Source organism: Tessaracoccus luoxuelianae (genome assembly GCF_055326245.1).
On record NZ_JBUZNO010000003.1, the window covers coordinates 76,845 to 96,710 of the forward strand.

The following is a 19,866-nucleotide window of genomic DNA, read 5'->3' on the forward strand; positions in this document are numbered from 1 at the left end:
CGTGACGGGCGGGACACCCCCACCCGTTAGGATGTCCCGCGTGACTGATACCCCCTCCGCCCTGCCCAGCGACTCGGAACAGACCGCCATCCGCAAGGAGAAGCGCGCCCGGTTGCTGGACGCCGGGGTTGAGCCGTATCCGGCGGACCTGGAGCGCAGCCACACCCTGCGGGCAATCCGGGGCACCTGGGGACACCTTGAGGCCGGGCAGGAGACGCAGGACCTCGTCACCACCGGCGGGCGCGTGGTCTTCATCCGCAACACCGGCAAGCTGGCCTTCGCCACCCTGCAGGACGGCTTCACCCCCGACGACAACGGCGAGCGCCTCCAGGTGATGCTGTCGCTGGCCGAGGTGGGCGATGAGGCGCTCGCGGCCTGGAAGGCCGACGTGGACCTCGGCGACTTCGTCTGGGTGACCGGCCGGGTCATCTCGTCGAAGCGCGGTGAGCTGTCCATCATGGCCTCCGAGTGGCGGATGGCATCCAAGGCGCTTCGGCCGCTGCCCGTGATGCACAAGGACCTCTCCGAGGAGGCGCGCGTGCGCCGTCGCTACGTGGACCTCATCGTGCGCGACGACGCCCGCCAGATGGTCCGCACGCGCGCCGCCATCACCCGGGCGGTCCGCCAGACGCTGTACGCGCAGGACTACATCGAGGTGGAGACGCCCATCCTGCAGCTCGTGCACGGCGGCGCCGCGGCGCGCCCGTTCACCACCCACATCAACGCGTTCGACATCGACATGACGCTGCGGATCGCTCTCGAGCTGCACCTCAAGCGGACAATGGTGGGCGGCGCGGACCGCGTCTTCGAGATGGGCAGGGTGTTCCGCAACGAGGGCATCGACTCGACGCACTCCGCGGAGTTCACCATGCTCGAGGCCTACATGGCGTGGGGGGACCAGCGCACGATCGCGCGACTGATCCAGGACATCGTCGTGGCGGCGGCGGACGCGGTGGGGTCGCGGCAGATCGAGACGCCGAAGGGCGTCATCGACCTCGACGGCGAGTGGCCGTGGCTGTCGGTCTTCCCGGCCATGTCCGAGCGGTTCGGGGAGGAGATCACCGTCGACACGCCCCTGGAGACCCTGCACCGGATCGCCGACGCGCACGAGGTGGAGTACGACCCCAAGTGGGCCGCGGACAAGATGGCGATGGAGCTGTTCTCCGAGGTGATCGAACCGGACCTGCTGCAGCCCACGTTCGTCTACGACTACCCGTCGATCGCGCAGCCGCTGGCCCGCCAGCACCGTACGGATCCGGGCAAGGTCGAGGCGTGGGATCTGATCATCGGCGGCCTCGAGCGCGGCACCGGCTTCACCGAGCTGGTGGACCCGGTGATCCAGCGGGAAGTGCTGGTGTCCCAGTCGCTCAAGGCGGCCGGGGGTGATCCGGAGGCGATGCAGTTCGACGGCGACTTCATCGAGGCGCTCGAGTACGGGGTGCCGCCGATGGGCGGTCTGGGGTTGGGCATCGACCGGTTGATCATGCTGCTGACGGGGGTCGGCATCCGCGAGACGATCCTCTACCCCCTGTTGCGCCCCCACGCCTGACCTCCCCTGGTGGGGCTGCGGGAGGTGTGGGTCGGTTTCGACGCGCGCTGCGCCGCTTCGCGGCTTGGCGCGGCTCAACCAGCGGAGCTGCAGGACAGCGCGAGCAGCGACCGACGGCCGGCCCACCGACCCCTGAGGAGGCCGGCGTCGCGCAGCGACCGTTGTCCGTCTCGAAGGGTCGTGACGGAATCCGTGCGCAAGACTGCTTGTCATCTCGCGATTCGACCCTTCGAGACGGGGCTCGCCGCTCCGCGCGCGCCCCTCCTCAGGGAGCGGATTGGGGCGCTTTGCGGGTCCTGGGTTCTGCGTCAGGGCAGGTCGGTTTCGACGCGCGTTGCGCCGCTTCGCGGCTTGGCGCGGCTCAACCGGCGGGAAGGCGGGACGACGCCGGATCCAGGTTCCAGCGAAGGCGGGGGTCGACAGGGCGGCATTGCGCAGCGATGCCCAACCCGACGATCACCGAGCTGGCATCCCGCCCAGGAAGACCCATGCCAACGCCGCCCTGTCGACGCGCGCCGGGACGCAACCACGCCACGTGCGAACGACGCGGGATCAGGGAGACCCTGCCTGGGCGGCCCTCACGACCCGACCACCGCAAGACCACTGCCTCAAGGCAGACCGTGTCAACAGCGGGCCGCCCAGGCAGGGTTCTCCCGGATCCCCGCACATCCCGGTTCAGCGGCTACTGCTCGAGGGGTCGCCGCGGGGCCAATTATCACAAGTTGATAACCCCGGTTGACTTTCGGCGGGGGTCGCACATACGATTCTAGCAATCCCTGAGAGCGCTCTCGATGATTCGCCGAAGACAGATGAGAGCGCTCTCTACGGGAAGGCACACAGTCATCACAAAGGAGTCACCGTGCGTCCTGTCATTCGCAATCTCGCCGCCGTCGCTTGCGTCGGCGCCCTACTGACGGCCTGCTCGTCGGGCACCCCCGACGCCACCACGTCCCAGGACGCCTCGGCGAACCCGGACGAGAAGATCACCCTCACCGTCGCCACGTTCAACGAGTTCGGCTACGAAGAGCTGATCAAGGAGTACATGGCCGAAAACCCCAACATCACCGTCGAGCAGCGCAAGGCCGCGACGGCCAACGAGGCCCGCGACAACATGAACACCCGCCTCGCCGCAGGCTCGGGCCTGGCCGACATCGAGGCCATCGAGATCGACTGGTTGACCGAGCTCATGCAGTACCCGGACAAGTTCGTCGACCTGGCGGACCCCGAGCTGGAGGGCCGCTGGCTCGACTGGAAGACCGCCGCCGTGACCACCGAAGACGGCAAGCTCATCGGCTACGGCACCGACATCGGCCCCCAGGGCATCTGCTACCGCGCCGACCTCATGGAGAAGGCCGGCTTCCCGACCGACCGCGAGGAAGTAGCCGCGCTGCTCGAGGGCGACTGGGACAACTACTTCACCGTCGGGAAGGACTACGTGGCCAAGTCGGGCGGCGTCGCCTGGTTCGATTCCGCCTCGGCCACCTTCCAGGGCATGGTCAACCAGGTGGAGAACCCCTTCGAGAATTCGGACGGCACCCCCATCCCGCTGAGCGAGAACGCGGAGATCAAGGGGATCTACGACCAGATCGCCACCGCTGCCGTCGACGACGGCCTGTCCGCCGGCCTGGCGCAGTGGACCGAGGACTGGACCAACGCCTTCCAGGGTGAGAAGTTCGCCACCATGCTCTGCCCCGGCTGGATGCTGGGCGTCATCGAGGGCAACGCCGAGGGCGTCGAGGGCTGGGACATCGCCAACGTTTACCCGGGCGGCGGCGGCAACTGGGGCGGTTCCTACCTGACCGTTCCTGAGCAGGGCCCCAACCACGAGGCGGCCAAGGAGCTCGCCGCATGGCTGACCGCCCCTGAGCAGCAGATCAAGGCGTTCGAGGCCAAGGGCACCTTCCCGTCGCAGGTCGATGCCCTCGAGGACCCGGCCCTGCTGGAGTCCACCAACGCGTTCTTCAACGACGCGCCCACCGGACAGATCCTGGCCGACCGCGCCAAGGCCGTCACCGTGCAGCCTTTCAAGGGCCCGAACTACTTCGCCCTTGCGCAGCTGGTCACTGACGGTCTGAACCGTGTCGACGTCGAAGGCACCGACGACGCCGCCGGCTCGTGGGACAAGGCCCTCGCGGCCTACGACGCCCTCGGCCTCAGCTGAGTCACCGCGGGGTCGGGGGTCGCACCCCCGGCCCCCGACCCCGCCCCGTCCCCGCTGCCCGAAAGACATCCCCATGAGAGAGCTCACCCTGAGCCAGCGCCTGAGCCGGCTCGACGTCAAGGCGTCGCCTTACCTGTACATCAGCCCGTTCTTCATCCTGTTCTTCATCGTCGGCCTGTTTCCACTGGTGTACACCGCCTACGTGTCGGTGCATGACTGGCACCTGATCGGCGGCCAGGGCGACCTGGTGGGCCTCAAGAACTACACGGACGTGCTGCAGCAGCCCAACTTCTACAAGGCGCTGCGCAACACCTTCTCGATCTTCCTTCTCTCCTCCGTGCCGCAGGTCATGGCCGCGATTGTGATCGCCTACCTGCTCGACACCAACCTCCGCGCGAAGACCTTCTGGCGGATGGGCGTGCTGCTCCCCTACGTGGTGGCGCCCGTGGCCGTCTCCATGATCTTCGCGAAGATCTTCGCCGACCAGTCCGGCCTCGTGAACGCGGTCCTCGCGAACCTGGGCGCGGCCGGCATCGGCTGGCACGCGGATCCGCTGGCCGCCCACATCGCCATCGCCACCATGGTGAACTTCCGCTGGACCGGCTACAACGCGCTGATCTTCCTCGCCGCCATGCAGGCCATCCCGCGGGAGGTCTACGAGGCCGCGATCGTCGACGGCGCCGCCCGCTGGCGCACCTTCTTCTCCATCACCATCCCGATGCTGCGGCCCACCATCATCTTCGTCGTCATCACCTCCACCATCGGCGGCCTCCAGATCTTCGACGAGCCCCGCATGTTCGACACCCTGGGCCAGGGCGGCGCGGACCGGCAGTGGATGACGCTGACGATGTACATCTACGAGCTGGGCTGGGGAGCCCAGAAGAGCTTCGGCCGCGCCGCGGCCGTGTCCTGGATCCTGTTCCTCATCATCATCCTGGTGGGCGTCATCAACTACCTCATCACGCGCTCCATCGCGTCATCCTCGAGCGGAAAGGCGGGCCGTTGATGTCCACGCAGATGTCCTCCCCCATGGTCGAGCAGTTGGCAGGCAAGGGCGCAGCCCGCGCGGTGCGACGCAAGCTGCACGGCGTTGACAAGCGCCCAGGCTGGGCGACGTACGCCGCCCTCGCCGCCGTCGTGCTCATCTCGATCTACCCGATCTACTTCACGATCCTGCTGGCCTCCTCGACCGCGCCCGAGATCGCGCGCAACCCCATCCCGTCCTTCATCCCTGGTGGCAACCTGATGGCCAACATCGGTCGCGTCATCACCTCGGACATCAAGTTCTGGACGGCGCTGGGCAACTCGGTGATCGTCTCCACGATCACCGCCATCTCAGTGGTGTTCTTCTCGACGCTGGCCGGTTACTCGTTCGCGAAGCTACGATTCCGCGGCGGCAATGGCCTGCTGGTGTTCGTCATCGCGACCATGGCGGTCCCGACGCAGCTCAGCATCGTGCCCCTGTTCATCCTCATGTCCGAGCTGGACTGGGTGGGCAAGCTCCAGGCGGTCATCGTGCCCGGCATGGTCACGGCCTTCGGTGTGTTCTGGATGACCCAGTACCTGCGCGAGGCGCTGCCCTTCGAGTTGATCGAGGCGGCCCGAGTAGACGGCGCCTCCATGATCCGCACATTCTGGTCCATCGCGCTCCCGGCGGCCCGTCCCGCCGCGGCAATGCTGGGCCTGTTCACTTTCGTCGGGTCCTGGACCAACTTCTTCTGGCCCTTCATCATCCTGGGCTCTGCCAACCCCACCCTCCCGGTGGCGCTGCAACTGCTCCAGGCGTCCTACTTCAAGGACTACTCGCTCATCATGGCCGGCGTCCTCGTCGCCACGCTGCCGCTGGTTGTCCTGTTCGCCGTCGCCGGGCGCCAGTTGGTGGCCGGCATCATGCAAGGAGCAGTCAAGGGATGACCGCCTATCAGTTCCCCCCAGGCTTCCTGTGGGGCAGTGCCACCGCGTCGTTTCAGATCGAGGGGGCCACCCACGAGGACGGCCGCACGGACTCCATCTGGGACGTGTTCTGCCGTGAGCCGGGCGCCGTCTTCGGCGGCCACGACGGCACGGTCGCATGCGACCACTACCACCGCATGCCGCAGGACGTGGGCATGATGGCGGACGTGGGACTGCAGTCCTACCGCTTCTCGACGTCGTGGCCCCGCGTGCGCCCCGACGACAAGGACATCAACCCCCGGGGCCTGGACTTCTACTCACGTCTGGTCGACGAGCTCCTCGGCCACGGCATCACGCCGTGGGTGACGCTCTACCACTGGGACCTGCCCGCCGCACTGCAGGACAAGGGGGGCTGGACCAACCGCGACACCGCCTACCGCTTCGTCGAGTACGCCGAGGCGATGCACGCCGCGCTGGGTGACAGGGTCAACATCTGGACCACGCTCAACGAGCCGTGGTGCTCCTCATTCCTCTCCTACGCGTGCGGGGAGCACGCCCCCGGGCATGCCTCACGGCGCGAAGGCCTGCACGCGGCGCACCACCTGCTGCTGGCCCACGGGATGGCGACGGCGCGGCTGCGCGAGCTGGCGCCGTCGGCCACGCTGGGGATCACCACCAACCACACGGTTCCGGACCCGCTGGACCCGTCGTCGGCCAACGACGTGGAGGCCGCCAGGCGGATCGACGGGATTTTCAACCGCTTCTTCCTGGACCCGATCTTCCGCGGGGAGTACCCGGCGGACGTGCTGGAAGACCTGGCGGGGCTCGGCCTCGAGGACGCCATCCAGCCGGGGGATCTGGAGATCATCTCCACCCCCATCGACGTGCTGGGCGTGAACTACTACCACGGTGAGGCCGTCACCGGCACGCCGTCGTCGGACTACGCGCCGGTGGTGCTGCCCGACGGGCGGGTTCGGGGGAACCCGAACATCGGCTCCGAGTGGGTGACGTCCGTGCCGCGCGGGCTGCCGGTCACGGATCAGGACTGGGAGATCCAGCCCGAGGGCCTGACCCGGCTGCTGGTGCGGCTGCAGGAGGAGTACACCGGCCCGGCCGGCATCCCGCTGTACGTGACTGAGAACGGCGCCGCGATGCCTGACGTGGCGAACGCGGAGGGCTTTGTCGACGACCAGGACCGGGTGTCGTTCGTGCGCGACCATCTCGTCGCCGTCCACGACGCCATCTCGGCCGGGGTGGACGTGCGCGGGTACTTCGTGTGGTCCCTGATGGACAACTTCGAATGGGCGTGGGGCTACGACAAGCGCTTCGGCATCGTGCGCGTGGATTACGAGACACAGCAGCGCACCCCGAAGGCGTCGGCTCTATTCTTCCGTGACGCTGCGCGCCAGAATGGCGTGCAGGGGTAGTGAAGGGACCGACGATGGTGAGGCCGACGCTGGAGGACGTCGCACGGTTCGCGGGCGTCTCGCGCGCCACGGTGTCACGCGTCGTGCGTCACGATCCCGGGGTGGCAACGGAGACCGCTGCCAAGGTGGGGGCCGCCGTCTCCAAGCTGGGCTACGTGCCCAACGCGTCGGCCCGGTCCCTGGCGACGGGGCGCTCCAACACGCTCGCGATGGTGGTGCCGGAGCCGGACGGGATGGTTTTCTCGGACCCGTTCTTCGGCCTGGCTGTGGCCGGCATCAACGACGGTATGGCCGGCACAGACATGCAGCTCGTGATGGTGTTCGCGTCACACCCGGACCGGTCCGGTTCAGTCGTCGACTTCCTGCTTGAGGGGCGCGTTGCGGGGGCGATCGTGGTGTCGCACCACCGCTCCGACGGGCTGGTCGCGGCCGCGCTCAACCTGCCCATCCCGACGGTGTTCCTGGGGGCGCCGCTGCTTCCGGACACTGATCATCATCCGTACTTCGTGGACACCGACAACTTGGGCGGCGCACGTCTCGCGGCGGAGCGGATGCTGGCGACGGGGGTGCGCCGCCCTGCCACCGTCGCTGGCCCGTCGGACATGTCGGCGGCGCTGGACCGACTCACCGGCTGGCGCACGGTTCTCGAGGATGCGGGGCTCGAGGTCGCCGTCGCGCACGGCGACTACACCCGCGAGTCGGGCGCCCGCGCGGCGGCTGAGCTGCTCGACGCAGACCCAGCGATCGACGGGATCTTCGCGGCCTCGGACCTGATGGCCCAAGGCGTGATGGATACGCTCCGGGCGCGCGGGATCCGGATCGGCGAGCAGGTGAAGGTGATCGGATTCGACGACTTCGCGGCCGCCGCGACACTCGACCCGCCCTTGACGACGGTGGTCAACCCCGCGGTCGAGTTGGGCCGGCAGGCCACCCTGATGGTGTTGGGCCTCGTTGAGGGGCGGGAGATCGCGTCTCCGGTGACGCTGCCGGTGGAGTTGAAGATCCGCGCCTCCGGCTAGCCGCCCGTAGACTTCCCGCGACACACAGAGCGGGAGGAGGAGCATGCGGAAGCCAACCGTCGCCACCCTGGCATTGCTCGTGGTGACGGCGATCTGGGGGTCGACGTTCTTCATCATCAAGGACGCCGTCAGCAAGATCGACCCCATCGACTTCCTCGCCGTCCGGTTCGCCGTCGGAGCCGCCATCCCCGCCTTCGTCTTCTGGCGACGACTCAGCCGCCTCACCGCCACGCAGTGGCAGATCGGACTGGCCCTCGGCTGCCTCTACGGCCTTGCGCAGATCGTCCAGACCGTGGGCCTGCAGACGACGGCGGCCTCAGTCTCCGGGTTCATCACCGGCACGTACGTGGTCCTGACCCCGATCATCATGTGGATCGCCTTCAAGGCCCGACTCAACGTCCGCACGTGGGTGGCGGTGGCGCTGGCACTCGCCGGGCTCGCGGTGCTGAGCCTCACCGGGCTCGGCAACGGCGGAGTCGGCGAGGCGCTCACCCTCGTCGGCGCGGCGCTGTACGCCGTTCACATCGTCCTGCTGGACCGGTGGTCACGCTCCATGGACGCCATGAGCCTGGCCATCGTCCAGCTCATCGGCGTGGCGCTGACCACCGGTTTCCTGGGCCTCCCCGGCGGCTACCACGTGCCCGCGGACCCCGGCGTCTGGGGCGCCATCGTCTACACCGCGATCATGGCCGGCATCGTCACGATGCTGTTGCAGACCTGGGCGCAGCGCCACATCACCCCCACCCGGGTGGCCCTACTCATGACGTTCGAGCCGGTCTTCGCCTCGGCGTTCGCCGTCGGCTTCGGCGGCGAGGCCGTCACAATCCGCCTCGTGGCCGGCGGAGCTTTGATTCTGCTGGCCACCCTCATCGGCATCCGCGGTGGGCAGGCCGATGCCGTGAACGACACCATCTCAATCCCGGGGCGCGACGACGCCGACCCCCCTCCCCGCGCTGGGTGAGGCCTACTCGGGGCGGAGGACGGCGAACGGGTCGGTGACCACCAGAGCATGGTCGCGGAAGCGGAACACCCGGGCCGGGCGGCCACCCTTCGTGCCCGGGGCCGACATCTCCCCCGTCGGCACCAGCTGGCCGCGACGCGTCAGGACGCGCTCCAGGTTCGTCGGCGCGACGTCGTGGCCCAGGGCCGCGACGTACACTTCCCGCAGCTCCGCGACCGTGAACTCGACCGGCATCAGCGCGAACCCGATGTTGGTGTAGCTCAGCTTCGCCCTGAGCCTGGTCACCGCTTGGGCCACCACGCTGTCATGGTCGAACGCCAACTCCGGCAGATCGTCGACGGCGAACCACGCTGCCCGCTCGGGCAGATGTGGCTCCAGCACCGTCGGCACGAGGCCGAGGTAGCTGGTGCCGATGGTGCGCTGCGCCGGGTCGCGGCCAGGGTCTGAGCGCGTGCCCAGCTGCTCGAGGTGCGTCAGCCCTGCGACGTCCACCTTCTGCGCGAGGTGCCTGAGCACCGCCGCCTCCAGCGTCTCCTCCGGCTCGACGGGCCCGCTCGGCAACGCGAACCGGCCCGCGTAGGGCTCGTGGTCCCGGCCGGCGAGGAGCACGGAGAGCCGCGGGGCGCCCTCGTCGACCCCGCGCACCTGCAGGACCGCCCCGATGGCCTCGTGCCGGTACAGCGCTACGCCCACGGAATCGCGCGGGGTGTGGGGAGCCATGGATGGCATGCTACAGTTCCCCTAGTTTTCGCCTGATAGTCGAAAACCGGAAAGGAGCAGGAGATGACTCTCCTCCAGGAGCCCGCCGTCGGCCTCGACGCCTGGGAGCGTTGGACCCCCGACGAGGTAGCCGCATGGCAGACCCGCGTCCACGCGCTGGCCGCGGAGCGCAACGCCGTCATCCTCGCCCACAACTACCAGGCGCCGATGATCCAGGACGTCGCGCACCACGTGGGCGACTCGCTGGCCCTCTCCCGCATCGCCGCCACCTCCGACGCCGAGACCATCGTCTTCGCCGGCGTCCACTTCATGGCCGAGACCGCCAAGCTCCTCTCCCCCGCCAAGCGCGTCCTCATCCCGGATCAGGCCGCCGGCTGTTCGCTCGCCGACACGATCAACGCGGACCAGCTGCGCGCCTGGAAGGCCGAGCATCCCGGCGCCGTCGTCGTGAGCTACGTCAACACCACCGCCGAGGTGAAGGCCGAGACGGACATCTGCTGCACCAGCTCCAACGCCGTCGACGTGGTCCGCTCCATCCCCGAGGACCGCGAGATCCTCTTCCTCCCGGACCAGTTCCTCGGCGCGCACGTGCGCCGCGCCACCGGCCGGACGAACATCCACGTCTGGCTCGGCGAGTGCCACGTGCACGCCGACATCTCGCCGTCGGACCTCATCGAATCCGTGCGCGCCAACCCCGCCGCGGACCTCTACGTGCACCCCGAGTGCGGCTGCACCACCAGCGCACTGTGGCTGGCCGAGTCCGGCGAGCTGCCCGCCGCCCGCACCCACGTGCTCTCAACGGGCGGGATGCTGGACCACGCCCGACGGGAGACGTCGCGGCAGGTGCTGGTGGCAACCGAGATCGGGATGCTGCACCAGCTGCGCAAGGCCAACCCCCTGACCGACTTCCAGCCGGTCAACCCGAAGGCCTCCTGCCCGTTCATGAAGATGACCACGCCGGAGAAGCTGGAGGCGTGCCTCGGCGACCCGGCTCTGACCAGTGGTTACGAGGTGGACGTGCCCGCCGACGTCGCCGCCCGGGCGCGGCAGGCCGTCGAGCGGATGGTGGCGATCGGCAACCCCGGGTCGGGGGAATGATGCTGCCCGCGGCCGCCCCCGCCTGGACGGGGCGGACCGACGTCGTGGTGGTCGGCACCGGCGCGGCGGGCCTGTCCGCGCTCCTGCACCTGGCCGCCGCCGGCGTCGACTGCGTGGCCGTCACCCGCGGCGAGGTCACGGACTCGGCCACCGCCTGGGCGCAGGGCGGCTTGGCCGCGGTGTGGGACGACGGCGACACGCTCGCCGCGCATGTCGCGGACACGCTGACCGCCGGGGCTGGGCTGTGCGACGCGGGGGTCGTGTCGGATCTGGTGGCCAGTGCACCGGGCGCGATCCGGCGGCTGATCGGGCTGGGGGCGCGGTTCGACCGGGGGTCCGGGGGCGGGCTGGACCTGCACCTCGAGGGCGGTCATTCGGCGCGGAGGATCATCCACGCCGACGGCGACGCCACAGGCGCGGAAATCGAGCGTGCGCTGTGGGCGGCGCTGTCGTCGGCTCTCGCGGGGTCGCGGACGCGGGTCATGACCCGGACGCGGCTCGTCGACGTGCTCACGGATGCCGAGGGGCGGGCCTGCGGGGTGCGGCTGCTCGACGCCGACGGCCAGGTGGGCGAGCTGCTCGCCGGCGCCGTCGTGCTCGCCACCGGCGGGCTCGGTCAGTTGTGGCCCGTCACGAGCAACCCGCTGGGCGCGACGGGCGACGGCGTGGCCGCGGCGCTGCGGGCCGGCGCCGAGGTGCGCGACCTCGAGTTCATGCAGTTCCACCCCACCGTGCTGGCCGACGCCGACGCGGGGTCGCGGGGGGTCCTGGTGTCCGAGGCGGTGCGCGGCGAGGGCGCGTGGCTGGTCGACGACGCGGGCCGCCGGATCATGGCTGGGGTGCACCCGCTGCTCGAGCTGGCGCCGCGCGACGTCGTCTCGGCCGCGATCATGGCCCACCTCGACCGGACCGGCGCGCCGCACGTGTGGCTGGACGCGACGTTCTTCGGGCGGTCGACGTGGGAAGGACACTTCCCGGGCATCCTGGCGCTCTGCCGGGGCCGCGGTGTCGACCCGGTGACCGAACGCATCCCGGTGCACCCGGCCGCCCACTACGCGTGCGGGGGTGTCGCGGCGGACCTGTCCGGGCGGACGTCGGTGCAGGGGCTTTTCGCCGTCGGCGAGGTCGCGGCGACGGGCGTGCACGGGGCGAACCGGTTGGCGTCGAACTCGCTGACCGAGGCGCTGGTCGCGGGCGACCGGGTGGGGGCGCTGCTGGCCTCGAGCTCCGTTGCCCGGGTTGGGGCTCCGGGGTCGCGGGGGGTCGCGGACGCCGTCGATCCTTCGGCGGTCCCAGGCATCAGGGCATGGATGCAGCACGAGGCGTTCGTGTCGCGGACGTCCGACGGCTTGGGTGCGCTCGGCGCCGCTCTGGCCGAGGCCCCTCGTGTGGTCGGTGTGGTGGATGACGCGACCCTCACCGCCACGAACCTGCATGCCGTCGCGACTGCCCTGGTGGCTGCGGCGTCCGCCAGGACCGAGTCCCGCGGATGTCACCGACGCGCCGACTACCCCGCCACGTCGCCCGCCTGGGAGCGGCGGATCGCCGTCCGGCTCGACGGCGAACGCCTCACGCTCACCCTCGCACCCTTGGACATCGCCGAAAGGACCGCAGCATGACTGCCCTGTCAGTGGACATAGACCTGGCCCAGCTCAACCGGAGCTTGACCGACGCCTGGAGCGCCGTCGACCCCACCGAGGTGCGGCGGATCATCGAAGTCGCCGTCGACGAGGACCTTCGGCTCGGGCCGGACGTCACGACGGAGGCGACGGTGCCTGCGGGTGCCGTCGGGGTCGCGGAGGTGGTGGCGCGCGAGGCGGGTGTCGTCGCGGGGATCTCGGTCGCGGTCGAGGTGCTGCGGGTGGTGGCGTCGCGGTTGGGGGTCGAGGCGTCGGCCGAGGTGGTGCTCGAGGACGGGGCGCGGGTGGAGCCGGGCGACGTCGTGCTGCGGATCGCCGGGCCGGTCCGCTGCCTGCTCACCGCCGAGCGGACGCTGCTGAACTTCCTGGGCCAGCTGTCGGGCGTAGCCACGGGGACTGCGTCGTGGGTGTCTGAGGTGGAAGGGACAGGGGCCCGCATCCGCGACACCCGCAAGACCGTGCCCGGGATGCGCGCCCTGCAGAAGTACGCCGTCGTGTGCGGCGGCGGCGTGAACCACCGGATGGCACTCGGGGACGCGGCGCTGATCAAGGACAACCACGTCGCGGCGGCCGGGTCGGTCGCGGCGGCGTTCCGGGCGGTGCGTGCGCACGCGCCGAGTGTCGCGGTGGAGGTGGAGTGCGACACCGTCGAGCAGGTGCGCGAGGCGGTCGCGGCGGGCGCCGAGCTGGTGCTGGTGGACAACATGACGCTGGCCGAGACCCGCGAGGCGGTCGCGGTGTGCCGGGCGGCGGGGGTCCGGACGGAGGCGAGCGGTGGGCTGACGCTTGAGCGGGCCGCGGAGGTCGCGGCCACGGGCGTGGAGTTCATTGCCGTCGGCGCCCTGACCCACTCGGCAGAGGTTCTCGACCTCGGACTCGACCTCACTTCCTGACCAACGCCCGGATCTGGCCACCCCTGTCTGCAACTTGCTATCCAGAGCGCGGTTTCTGTGGATATCTGCAGAAACCGCGCTCTGGATAGCAACTTGCAGAGGCGAGGTCGTCCACAGGGCGTCAGGCGTGGCGGGAAATGCCCCGCCAGGTTGCCGAGTGTGGCGGCATGGATCTCCAAGGCATCTACTCCCCCGCTCAACTTCGAGACGCGGGCATCACCCGGCACCACGCCGCTCTGCTGGTGAAGAACGGAAGCTTGCGCCGGATCCGCCCGGGCTGGTACGCCACGGACGGAGCCGACGAAGACGTGCAGCGCGCCCTCAAGGCTGGCGCCAGGCTGGGCTGCCTCAGCGGATGCCGGCACCATGGACTCTGGGTCCCCAACAGGTCAGGAATCCATGTCGTCTACGGGTCTGGAACCGACCCCGTCAGGCGCAAGGGGTTGATCGCCCATCCTTACGGGGTCAGATATCCGCCAGAGGCAGTCTGGCCGTTGTCGGACTGCCTGCGACAGGTGGCGGTCCGACACCCGGTGGAGGACGCCATGATCGTGGCCGAGTCCGCCCTGAACCTCGGCCTGGCACCTCTGGAGGAAGTCCGCTGGGCACTCGGAGGGTTGCCGAAGAAGTACGCCGACTACCGCGACCGAATCGCACCCGCCCAGTCCGGGAGCGAAACGAGAGTCAGGCTCTTCTTCGTGCGCAGGCGCGTCCCCGTCAGGGCTCAGGCCGAGATCGACGGCGTTGGGTTCGTCGACCTCCTGGTGGGAGACTCGCTCATCGTCGAGTGCGACAGCCAGGCACACCACGGCGAGACCAACTACGAGAACGACCGACGGCGGGACCTTGCCGCGAGAGGACTCGGCTACACGACGCTGAGGCTCAGCTACCAGCAGATCTGGAAGAAATGGCCGGCTACCCAACAGAGCTTGATCCATGAACTCCGCAAACGCCGCCACTTGAGGCCCAAGTGATCTGCAACATGCTACGTAGAGAGCGGCATTTGTGTATATACACAAATGCCGCTCTCTACGTAGATTCCTGCAGATCAGGCGGCGCCTCCCCGACCTCGCCACCAACCGGGGTCAGGGAAGGGTGCGGCTAACCGCTGCCAGGGGTCAGCGCGGCACTTGAGCCGACAGCAACCAGTCGACAGCCTGCCGAGCAGTCCACCCACCGGGATACAGGGCCGCCAGCGCCTTGGCGCCGTCCAGATCCTGCCCCAGGGTGACGGCCGGCTGCTCCTGGTAGCCGTCCTTGCGGAGCTGACCCAGGCCGATGTTGGCCATCAGCGCGTTGCAGAGGCACTTGCGCCCCACCGTGTCCTCCTCGGACCCGCCCTTGCGGAGGTAGGGCTTGAGGGGCTCCGACGGGCATCGGTAGGTGATCGACTTGTCTGGGCGCTCGACAGGGATGCGGAGGTACCCGAGGTCGCAGATGCGTTCCCGCGCCTGGTAGACGTCCTCCTCGGAGAGGGTGTCGGCCAGTTGGGCCACCTTGAAGGGGAAGCCGGTCGGCGACGCGCGCGGATCGTTGCGCACCACCAAGTCACCGGACTCCAGCTCGGCCATCAACTGCTGCCGGATGGCAGGGGTGAGGCCGGACTCGTCCGCCAGTGCGAACAAGGTGCCGATCTGCACGCCCTCGGCGCCTGCGGCGCGAGCCTCCGCGACCTTCTCCGGGGTGGCGTAGCCGCCGGCAACCCAGAACGGCAGGCCCACGCGGGCGATCTTGCTCAGGTCCGCGTCGTCCCTCGGCCCGTAGATCGGGTCCCCGGCCTCGTCGAGGACACGCACGCCGCGCGGCGGGGAGCTGTGCCCACCGGCGCGGGGGCCCTCGACGATGAAGCCATCGGGACGGATCTCGGGGTCGCGGTTGAGGTAGTCCGCCAGCACATGGAGGGTGACGATCGCGAGGAAGTTGGGGCGCCGCAGGGCGGGCAGCTCGTCGCCCATGGCGGTGACCGGGTTGAGGGAAGCCGTGTGGGTCGTCGTGGAGTTGACCACGTCGATGGTGAGGTGGCCGGTGCGGCCGGCCGCGAACTCCGTGAGCAGCCTGGGGATCTCGCGCGGCACCCCGGCGCCCATGATCACGTAGTCGACGTCGGCCAGCATCGCGCCGAGGATGGCGGAGAGACTGGCGGTCTGGATCTTCTCCAACATGTTGATCCCAACCAGGCCGGAGTGCCCCTCCTTGGCCAGCCAGACCTCGGAGAAGTTGCCGACGAGGTTGAGCTCGATGGCCGCCCGCCTCGGCGAGATCGTGAGGGTGGGGTGCGGGCGGTACGGCTGGCCGGGAGCGCGGCCGCCTTCGAGAAAGTAGGTGTCGAGGATCCGCTGGGCCATCGCGGGCGACGGGAAGTGCGACAGCGCCCGACGGCGGTGTCCGCCCGGATCGCCGTCCTGCAGCACCCGGGCCAGCACGCCGTCGAGGGCGGTGCCGGAGACGACGCCGAGTTCGCCGCACTGGGAGACCTCGCGGGCCAGCTTCCAGGACGACACTGCGACGCCCATGCCGCCCTGAATCACGGTCGGGGGATGTGTGATGGGCACTGATGATCTCCTCACAAATGGTGTTCCTACGGTACCGTAACTTACGGATGCGTAAGAATCGACTCCGGGGTCCACGGTTACCCGGTCTTCAGGGCGCCTCCGAGGGAGGGCCCTCTACGTGATCCCCCTCCCCCGTCGTCGAGAGCCACGTTGCCACCTCGCGCACGTAGTCCCCGTAGTCAGCGCCGAATTGCGGAACACTCGCAACGACGATGTTCCAGTCCGTCGTCGTGTAGTTGTGGACGAGGATGTTCCGGAGCCCTGCACTGGGCTTCAAGCGGGCCGCGAGCTCGGCTGAGATGGCCCCCACCGCGGCGGCCAGGTCGAACGACTCGCGGTAGGTGCCTGCGGCGATCGTCTTCCCGAGGCTGGCCGCGATGTGCCCGTTCGCTGATGCGGCCAGCTCAACCAGCTGGGTCAGGACCCTCTCCACCGCCAGACGAAGCACGACGTCGTCCCGGAGGCGCGCCCCGTCGAGGTCGCCCATCTGGTCAAGCGCGTCCAACAGGCCCCTGATGTGTTCCAGCTTCGCGGTGACCACACCCGCCGAGAACTCCCGCGGTGTCATGACCGCATCACCGCCAGCGCCAGCTCGCGGAACTCGCGCGTGTCCTCCAGTTCACCAAACGCCGCCATCTGACGGGTGGCGAAGAGGTCCGCCACGCGCTCGACGAGGATCCGTCCACCGCCAAGTGCCTCCCACTTTGCGACGGGGCCTGCGGTGGCGAGCGACATGACGTCGAGTCCATCGCCGAACCGGTCGAGGAGCGCATTGGTGACGCCCAGGTGATCACCCGCGCGCGACGACAAGTAGGCGAGGTCCACGTCGCGAGCGGTCTCTGGACTTGAGACGGCCGAGCCGAACACCACCAGGAGGTCGATCCCCTGGGCCGCGCAGAACTCCTCGAGGCCACCGTCGGCCCGGATCTCGGCGAGCAACTGCGCTGCGGTCCGCATGGGGTCATCGTAGACGGGCGGGCACCCGGCGGTGCGTGAGAGGATGACGCCACCGTCGATTCGAAGGGGTCCCGACCCGGAGCCCCCCGACATCGGCTCAAACCCCTCACACCCCGGAGGCAGCGACGGCGTCGCCGGGTAGGCTCGAACGCGTGACAGCCCCGCTCGTTGAACCCGGCCCGGAGCTCACCCGCGCCCAGCTCACCCGCTACTCGCGGCACCTGCTGGTCCCCGGCATGGGCATCGAGGCTCAGCGGCGCCTGCTCGCCGCCCGGGTCGCGGTGGTCGGCGCCGGCGGGCTCGGCAGCCCGATCCTCGCCTACCTGGCCGCGGCGGGCGTCGGGCACCTCACCATCATCGACGACGACGTGGTGGACGCCAGCAACCTCCAGCGCCAGATCATCCACCGCGACAATGCAGTCGGCCTCCCCAAGGTGGACTCCGCCGCCGCGTTCGTGACCGGCCTGAACCCAGACGTCACGGTCACCACCCAGCACACCCGCATCACCCCTGACAACGCCCGCAACCTCTTCGAAGGCCACCACCTCGTCCTCGACGGGGCCGACAACTTCCCCACCCGCTACGCCGTCTCCGACGCCTGCGCCCAGCTCGGACTCCCCGTGGTCTGGGCCGCGGTGCTGCAGTTCGACGCCCAGGTGTCGTCCTTCGTGCCCGGCCGCCCGGAGTCGGTCACCCTCCGCGACCTCTACCCGGTCCCGCCCCGCCCGGAGGACGTCCCGTCCTGCGCCGAGGCCGGTGTGCTGGGCGCGCTGGTGGGCCAGGTGGGGTCCATCATGGCCGCGGAGGCGGTCAAGCTGATCTGTGGATTCGGCGACCCCCTCGTCGGCCGCATCCTCCTCATCGACGCGCTCACCCAGCGCACCCGCGAGGTGCCGCTGCGCCCCGCACCCCCCGTCGTCCATACCCGCCCCCACACCCACCCCCACACAGCGGAGGCCCCCATGACACTGAACGAGCTCACCGTCGAGGACGTCGCCGCCATCCTGGAGAATCCCGCGCGGCCCACGCTCTTGGACGTCCGCGAGCCCGCGGAGCACGCGCTGGGCACGATTCCCGGCTCGCTGGCGGTGCCGCTCGGCGAGGTGCTGACCTGGGACCGGTTGGACGACAACCTTCCCGACGGCCCCGTCATCGTCTACTGCAAGATCTCACCCCGCGCGCGCCGCGCCGCGGCGCACCTCATCGGGCTCGGCCACCCTGATGTGTCGCTGATGGAGGGCGGCATGATCGCGTGGGGCGAACGGATCGACCCGAGCTTCCCCCACTACTGATGCGACACTGGTTCCCATGGCGACGGTGAGGTACTTCGCCGCGGCCGCCGAGGCCGCGGGCACAGAGCAGGAACAGGTGGCGGCCCCCACGCTGGGCGCGCTCCTGGCGGACCTGCGCTCGCGGCACGGGGCGAGACTGTCGCGGGTGCTGGAGGTCAGCTCCGTCCTCCACGACGGCCAATACGTGGAGGACCCAGCCACACCGCTGGCCGACGACGCCCTCCTGGACGTCCTCCCGCCCTTCGCCGGCGGCTGACGGCGGGTTCGACGATGGCCGTGCTGATCGACCCGCCCCGCTGGCCGGCGCACGGCACCGTGTTCGGCCATCTCGTCTCGGACGCGTCCCTCGACGAACTCCACGACTTCGCCGCGCGCGCGGGCATCCCGCCCAGGGCGTTCGACCACGACCACTACGACGTGCCGGTGTCTCGCTATGACGAGCTCGTCTCCGCCGGGGCCCTCCCGCTGGATGAGCGGGAGCTGGTGCGCCGGCTGGCCGCCTCCGGCCTGCGGGTGCGCGTCCACGAGAAGACCCCCACCCGCCCGGCGGCCCGCGTCGCCGTCGTCACCGCATGGGAGCGTCTCCGTCTGCCGACGACCCTCCGCGACGACCTCGTCGCCCGATGGTCGGAGCCTCACCGCCACTACCACGACGTCCGCCACCTCGCGCAGTGCCTCACCGCCCTCGGGCAGTTGGGGTGCCGGGACGGCGTCGTCGAGCTCGCGGCATGGTTCCACGACTCCGTCTACGACGGCGTGCCCGGGGATGACGAGGAGCGTTCGGCCGCGTTCACCGAGTCGTCGCTGGGTGGACTGATTCCGGCCGACGACGTGGCTCAGGTGTCGCGGCTGGTGAGGATGACCGCCACCCACGCCCCCGACGACGAGCGCGGGGCGCTGCTGTCCGACGCGGACCTCTCGATCCTCGGCCAGATCCCCGGCCGCTACCACGTCTACGTCCGCGACGTCCGGCTGGACTACGCCCACGTCGACGACGACGCCTGGAGGGTGGGGCGGGCGGAGGTGTTACGGCACCTGCTCGCGATGGAGCCCCTGTTCCGCACCACCGGGGGCCGCGATCTGTGGGGGTCGCGGGCGCGAGAGAACGTGGCCGCAGAGCTCGCCCGACTCACCGCCTGACCTCAGCCCCACGGAGCCGCACGTCCCCCCCACCGCTGGCCCCGCCGCTGGGCTAATGTGGGAAGACGACCGGAGGGAGAACCGATGAAGATCACCGACAATGGGCCGGAGCCCAACGTCTTCGACCTGGAGACCGCTACCAGGGAGAACCCCAACTACCGCACTGTCGCATGGACCGGGAAGTACCTGCAGATCACGTTGATGTCCATCCCCGTGGCCCACTCGATCGGGCTCGAGGTGCACCCGGACACGGACCAGTTCATCCGCCTCGACGCGGGCAAGGGTCGCTGCCTGATGGGTCCCTCCAAGGATGAGCTCAACGTGAAGGTGGACGTGGAGGACGGCTGGTCCGTCCAGGTCCCGGCCGGCACCTGGCACGACATCGTCAACACCGGCGACGAGCCCATGCAGCTCTACGTGATCTACGCCCCGTCGCACCACGCCAAGGGCAAGGTGCACAAGACCGAGGAGGACTCGGAGGCCGACGAGAAGGCGGGCAAGGACGAGCCCCCGACGTGGACTGTCCAACCGGACGAGTGACGTCCATCGCGCTCCGGTCAGTCT

General features: G+C 69.7%; 19 protein-coding genes. 15 read left to right on the forward strand and 4 right to left on the reverse strand.

Features of this window, described 5'->3' with window-relative positions:
- Positions 1 to 40 precede the first annotated feature (40 nt).
- The 7 genes from lysS (at position 41) to ACZK39_RS05480 (ending at position 9,010) form a co-directional block, all read left to right on the forward strand.
- Entirely contained in the window at positions 41 to 1,549 is a 1,509-nt protein-coding gene (gene lysS / locus ACZK39_RS05450) for a lysine--tRNA ligase (RefSeq protein ID WP_463612757.1), read from the forward strand.
- Between the two features lie 859 nt (positions 1,550 to 2,408).
- A complete protein-coding gene (locus tag ACZK39_RS05455; RefSeq protein WP_463612758.1) occupies positions 2,409 to 3,710 on the forward strand; it encodes an ABC transporter substrate-binding protein in 1,302 nt (433 codons plus the stop codon).
- A gap of 73 nt (positions 3,711 to 3,783) precedes the next feature.
- Positions 3,784 to 4,716, forward strand: coding sequence for a carbohydrate ABC transporter permease (locus ACZK39_RS05460; protein WP_182783142.1), 933 nt, complete (start codon positions 3,784 to 3,786; stop codon positions 4,714 to 4,716).
- Positions 4,716 to 5,624 carry a carbohydrate ABC transporter permease gene (locus tag ACZK39_RS05465; protein WP_463612759.1) on the forward strand — a complete coding sequence of 303 codons (909 nt, stop codon included), beginning with the start codon at positions 4,716 to 4,718 and terminating at the stop codon, positions 5,622 to 5,624. Before ACZK39_RS05460 ends, ACZK39_RS05465 begins: the two co-directional genes overlap by 1 nt.
- A complete protein-coding gene (locus ACZK39_RS05470) occupies positions 5,621 to 7,030 on the forward strand; it encodes a GH1 family beta-glucosidase (RefSeq protein ID WP_463612760.1) in 1,410 nt (469 codons plus the stop codon). The genes ACZK39_RS05465 and ACZK39_RS05470 overlap by 4 nt, the downstream gene beginning before the upstream one ends.
- Before the next feature lie 14 nt (positions 7,031 to 7,044).
- Positions 7,045 to 8,049 (forward strand): LacI family DNA-binding transcriptional regulator, encoded by a 1,005-nt coding sequence (locus tag ACZK39_RS05475; RefSeq protein ID WP_182783140.1) that lies wholly within the window; start codon positions 7,045 to 7,047, stop codon positions 8,047 to 8,049.
- Between the two features lie 43 nt (positions 8,050 to 8,092).
- Positions 8,093 to 9,010, forward strand: coding sequence for a DMT family transporter (locus ACZK39_RS05480; RefSeq protein WP_182783139.1), 918 nt, complete (start codon positions 8,093 to 8,095; stop codon positions 9,008 to 9,010).
- Positions 9,011 to 9,013: 3 nt separating this feature from the next.
- Here ACZK39_RS05480 and ACZK39_RS05485 read toward each other — a convergent pair whose 3' ends face one another.
- Positions 9,014 to 9,730 (reverse strand): NUDIX hydrolase, encoded by a 717-nt coding sequence (locus ACZK39_RS05485; RefSeq protein ID WP_463612761.1) that lies wholly within the window; start codon positions 9,728 to 9,730, stop codon positions 9,014 to 9,016.
- 63 nt (positions 9,731 to 9,793) lie between these two features.
- On the opposite strand from ACZK39_RS05485, the gene nadA reads away from it, so the two are divergent.
- From nadA to ACZK39_RS05505, 4 genes are all read left to right on the forward strand, one after another.
- Positions 9,794 to 10,828: a quinolinate synthase NadA gene (nadA, locus tag ACZK39_RS05490; RefSeq protein ID WP_463612762.1), complete on the forward strand. Its 1,035-nt coding sequence runs from the start codon at positions 9,794 to 9,796 to the stop codon at positions 10,826 to 10,828.
- The gene (gene nadB / locus ACZK39_RS05495; protein ID WP_463612763.1) at positions 10,825 to 12,447 is read left to right on the forward strand and encodes an L-aspartate oxidase; all 1,623 of its coding nucleotides are present in this window, start codon (positions 10,825 to 10,827) and stop codon (positions 12,445 to 12,447) included. Before nadA ends, nadB begins: the two co-directional genes overlap by 4 nt.
- Positions 12,444 to 13,361: a carboxylating nicotinate-nucleotide diphosphorylase gene (gene nadC, locus ACZK39_RS05500; RefSeq protein WP_463612764.1), complete on the forward strand. Its 918-nt coding sequence runs from the start codon at positions 12,444 to 12,446 to the stop codon at positions 13,359 to 13,361. Before nadB ends, nadC begins: the two co-directional genes overlap by 4 nt.
- Before the next feature lie 167 nt (positions 13,362 to 13,528).
- A complete protein-coding gene (locus tag ACZK39_RS05505; RefSeq protein WP_182783135.1) occupies positions 13,529 to 14,335 on the forward strand; it encodes a type IV toxin-antitoxin system AbiEi family antitoxin domain-containing protein in 807 nt (268 codons plus the stop codon).
- A gap of 144 nt (positions 14,336 to 14,479) precedes the next feature.
- Here the strand turns inward: ACZK39_RS05505 and ACZK39_RS05510 are convergent, their stop codons facing one another.
- The 3 genes from ACZK39_RS05510 to ACZK39_RS05520 form a co-directional block, all read right to left on the reverse strand.
- Positions 14,480 to 15,913 carry a nitronate monooxygenase gene (locus ACZK39_RS05510; RefSeq protein ID WP_463612765.1) on the reverse strand — a complete coding sequence of 478 codons (1,434 nt, stop codon included), beginning with the start codon at positions 15,911 to 15,913 and terminating at the stop codon, positions 14,480 to 14,482.
- Between the two features lie 88 nt (positions 15,914 to 16,001).
- On the reverse strand, positions 16,002 to 16,481 hold the full coding sequence (gene hepT / locus ACZK39_RS05515; protein WP_463612766.1) for a type VII toxin-antitoxin system HepT family RNase toxin: 480 nt from the start codon (positions 16,479 to 16,481) through the stop codon (positions 16,002 to 16,004).
- Positions 16,478 to 16,870 carry a hypothetical protein gene (locus ACZK39_RS05520; protein ID WP_463612767.1) on the reverse strand — a complete coding sequence of 131 codons (393 nt, stop codon included), beginning with the start codon at positions 16,868 to 16,870 and terminating at the stop codon, positions 16,478 to 16,480. The genes hepT and ACZK39_RS05520 overlap by 4 nt, the downstream gene beginning before the upstream one ends.
- A gap of 152 nt (positions 16,871 to 17,022) precedes the next feature.
- Between ACZK39_RS05520 and ACZK39_RS05525 the strand changes: the two genes are divergently transcribed.
- The 4 genes from ACZK39_RS05525 (at position 17,023) to ACZK39_RS05540 (ending at position 19,842) form a co-directional block, all read left to right on the forward strand.
- Positions 17,023 to 18,162, forward strand: a complete 1,140-nt coding sequence (locus ACZK39_RS05525) for a ThiF family adenylyltransferase (RefSeq protein ID WP_463612768.1) — start codon at positions 17,023 to 17,025, stop codon at positions 18,160 to 18,162.
- A gap of 16 nt (positions 18,163 to 18,178) precedes the next feature.
- A complete protein-coding gene (locus tag ACZK39_RS05530; protein WP_182783132.1) occupies positions 18,179 to 18,418 on the forward strand; it encodes a MoaD/ThiS family protein in 240 nt (79 codons plus the stop codon).
- A 14-nt stretch (positions 18,419 to 18,432) separates the two neighbouring features.
- Positions 18,433 to 19,302, forward strand: coding sequence for a DUF4031 domain-containing protein (locus tag ACZK39_RS05535; protein WP_463612769.1), 870 nt, complete (start codon positions 18,433 to 18,435; stop codon positions 19,300 to 19,302).
- A gap of 84 nt (positions 19,303 to 19,386) precedes the next feature.
- The gene (locus ACZK39_RS05540; protein WP_182783130.1) at positions 19,387 to 19,842 is read left to right on the forward strand and encodes a cupin domain-containing protein; all 456 of its coding nucleotides are present in this window, start codon (positions 19,387 to 19,389) and stop codon (positions 19,840 to 19,842) included.
- The last annotated feature ends 24 nt before the right edge of the window (positions 19,843 to 19,866 follow it).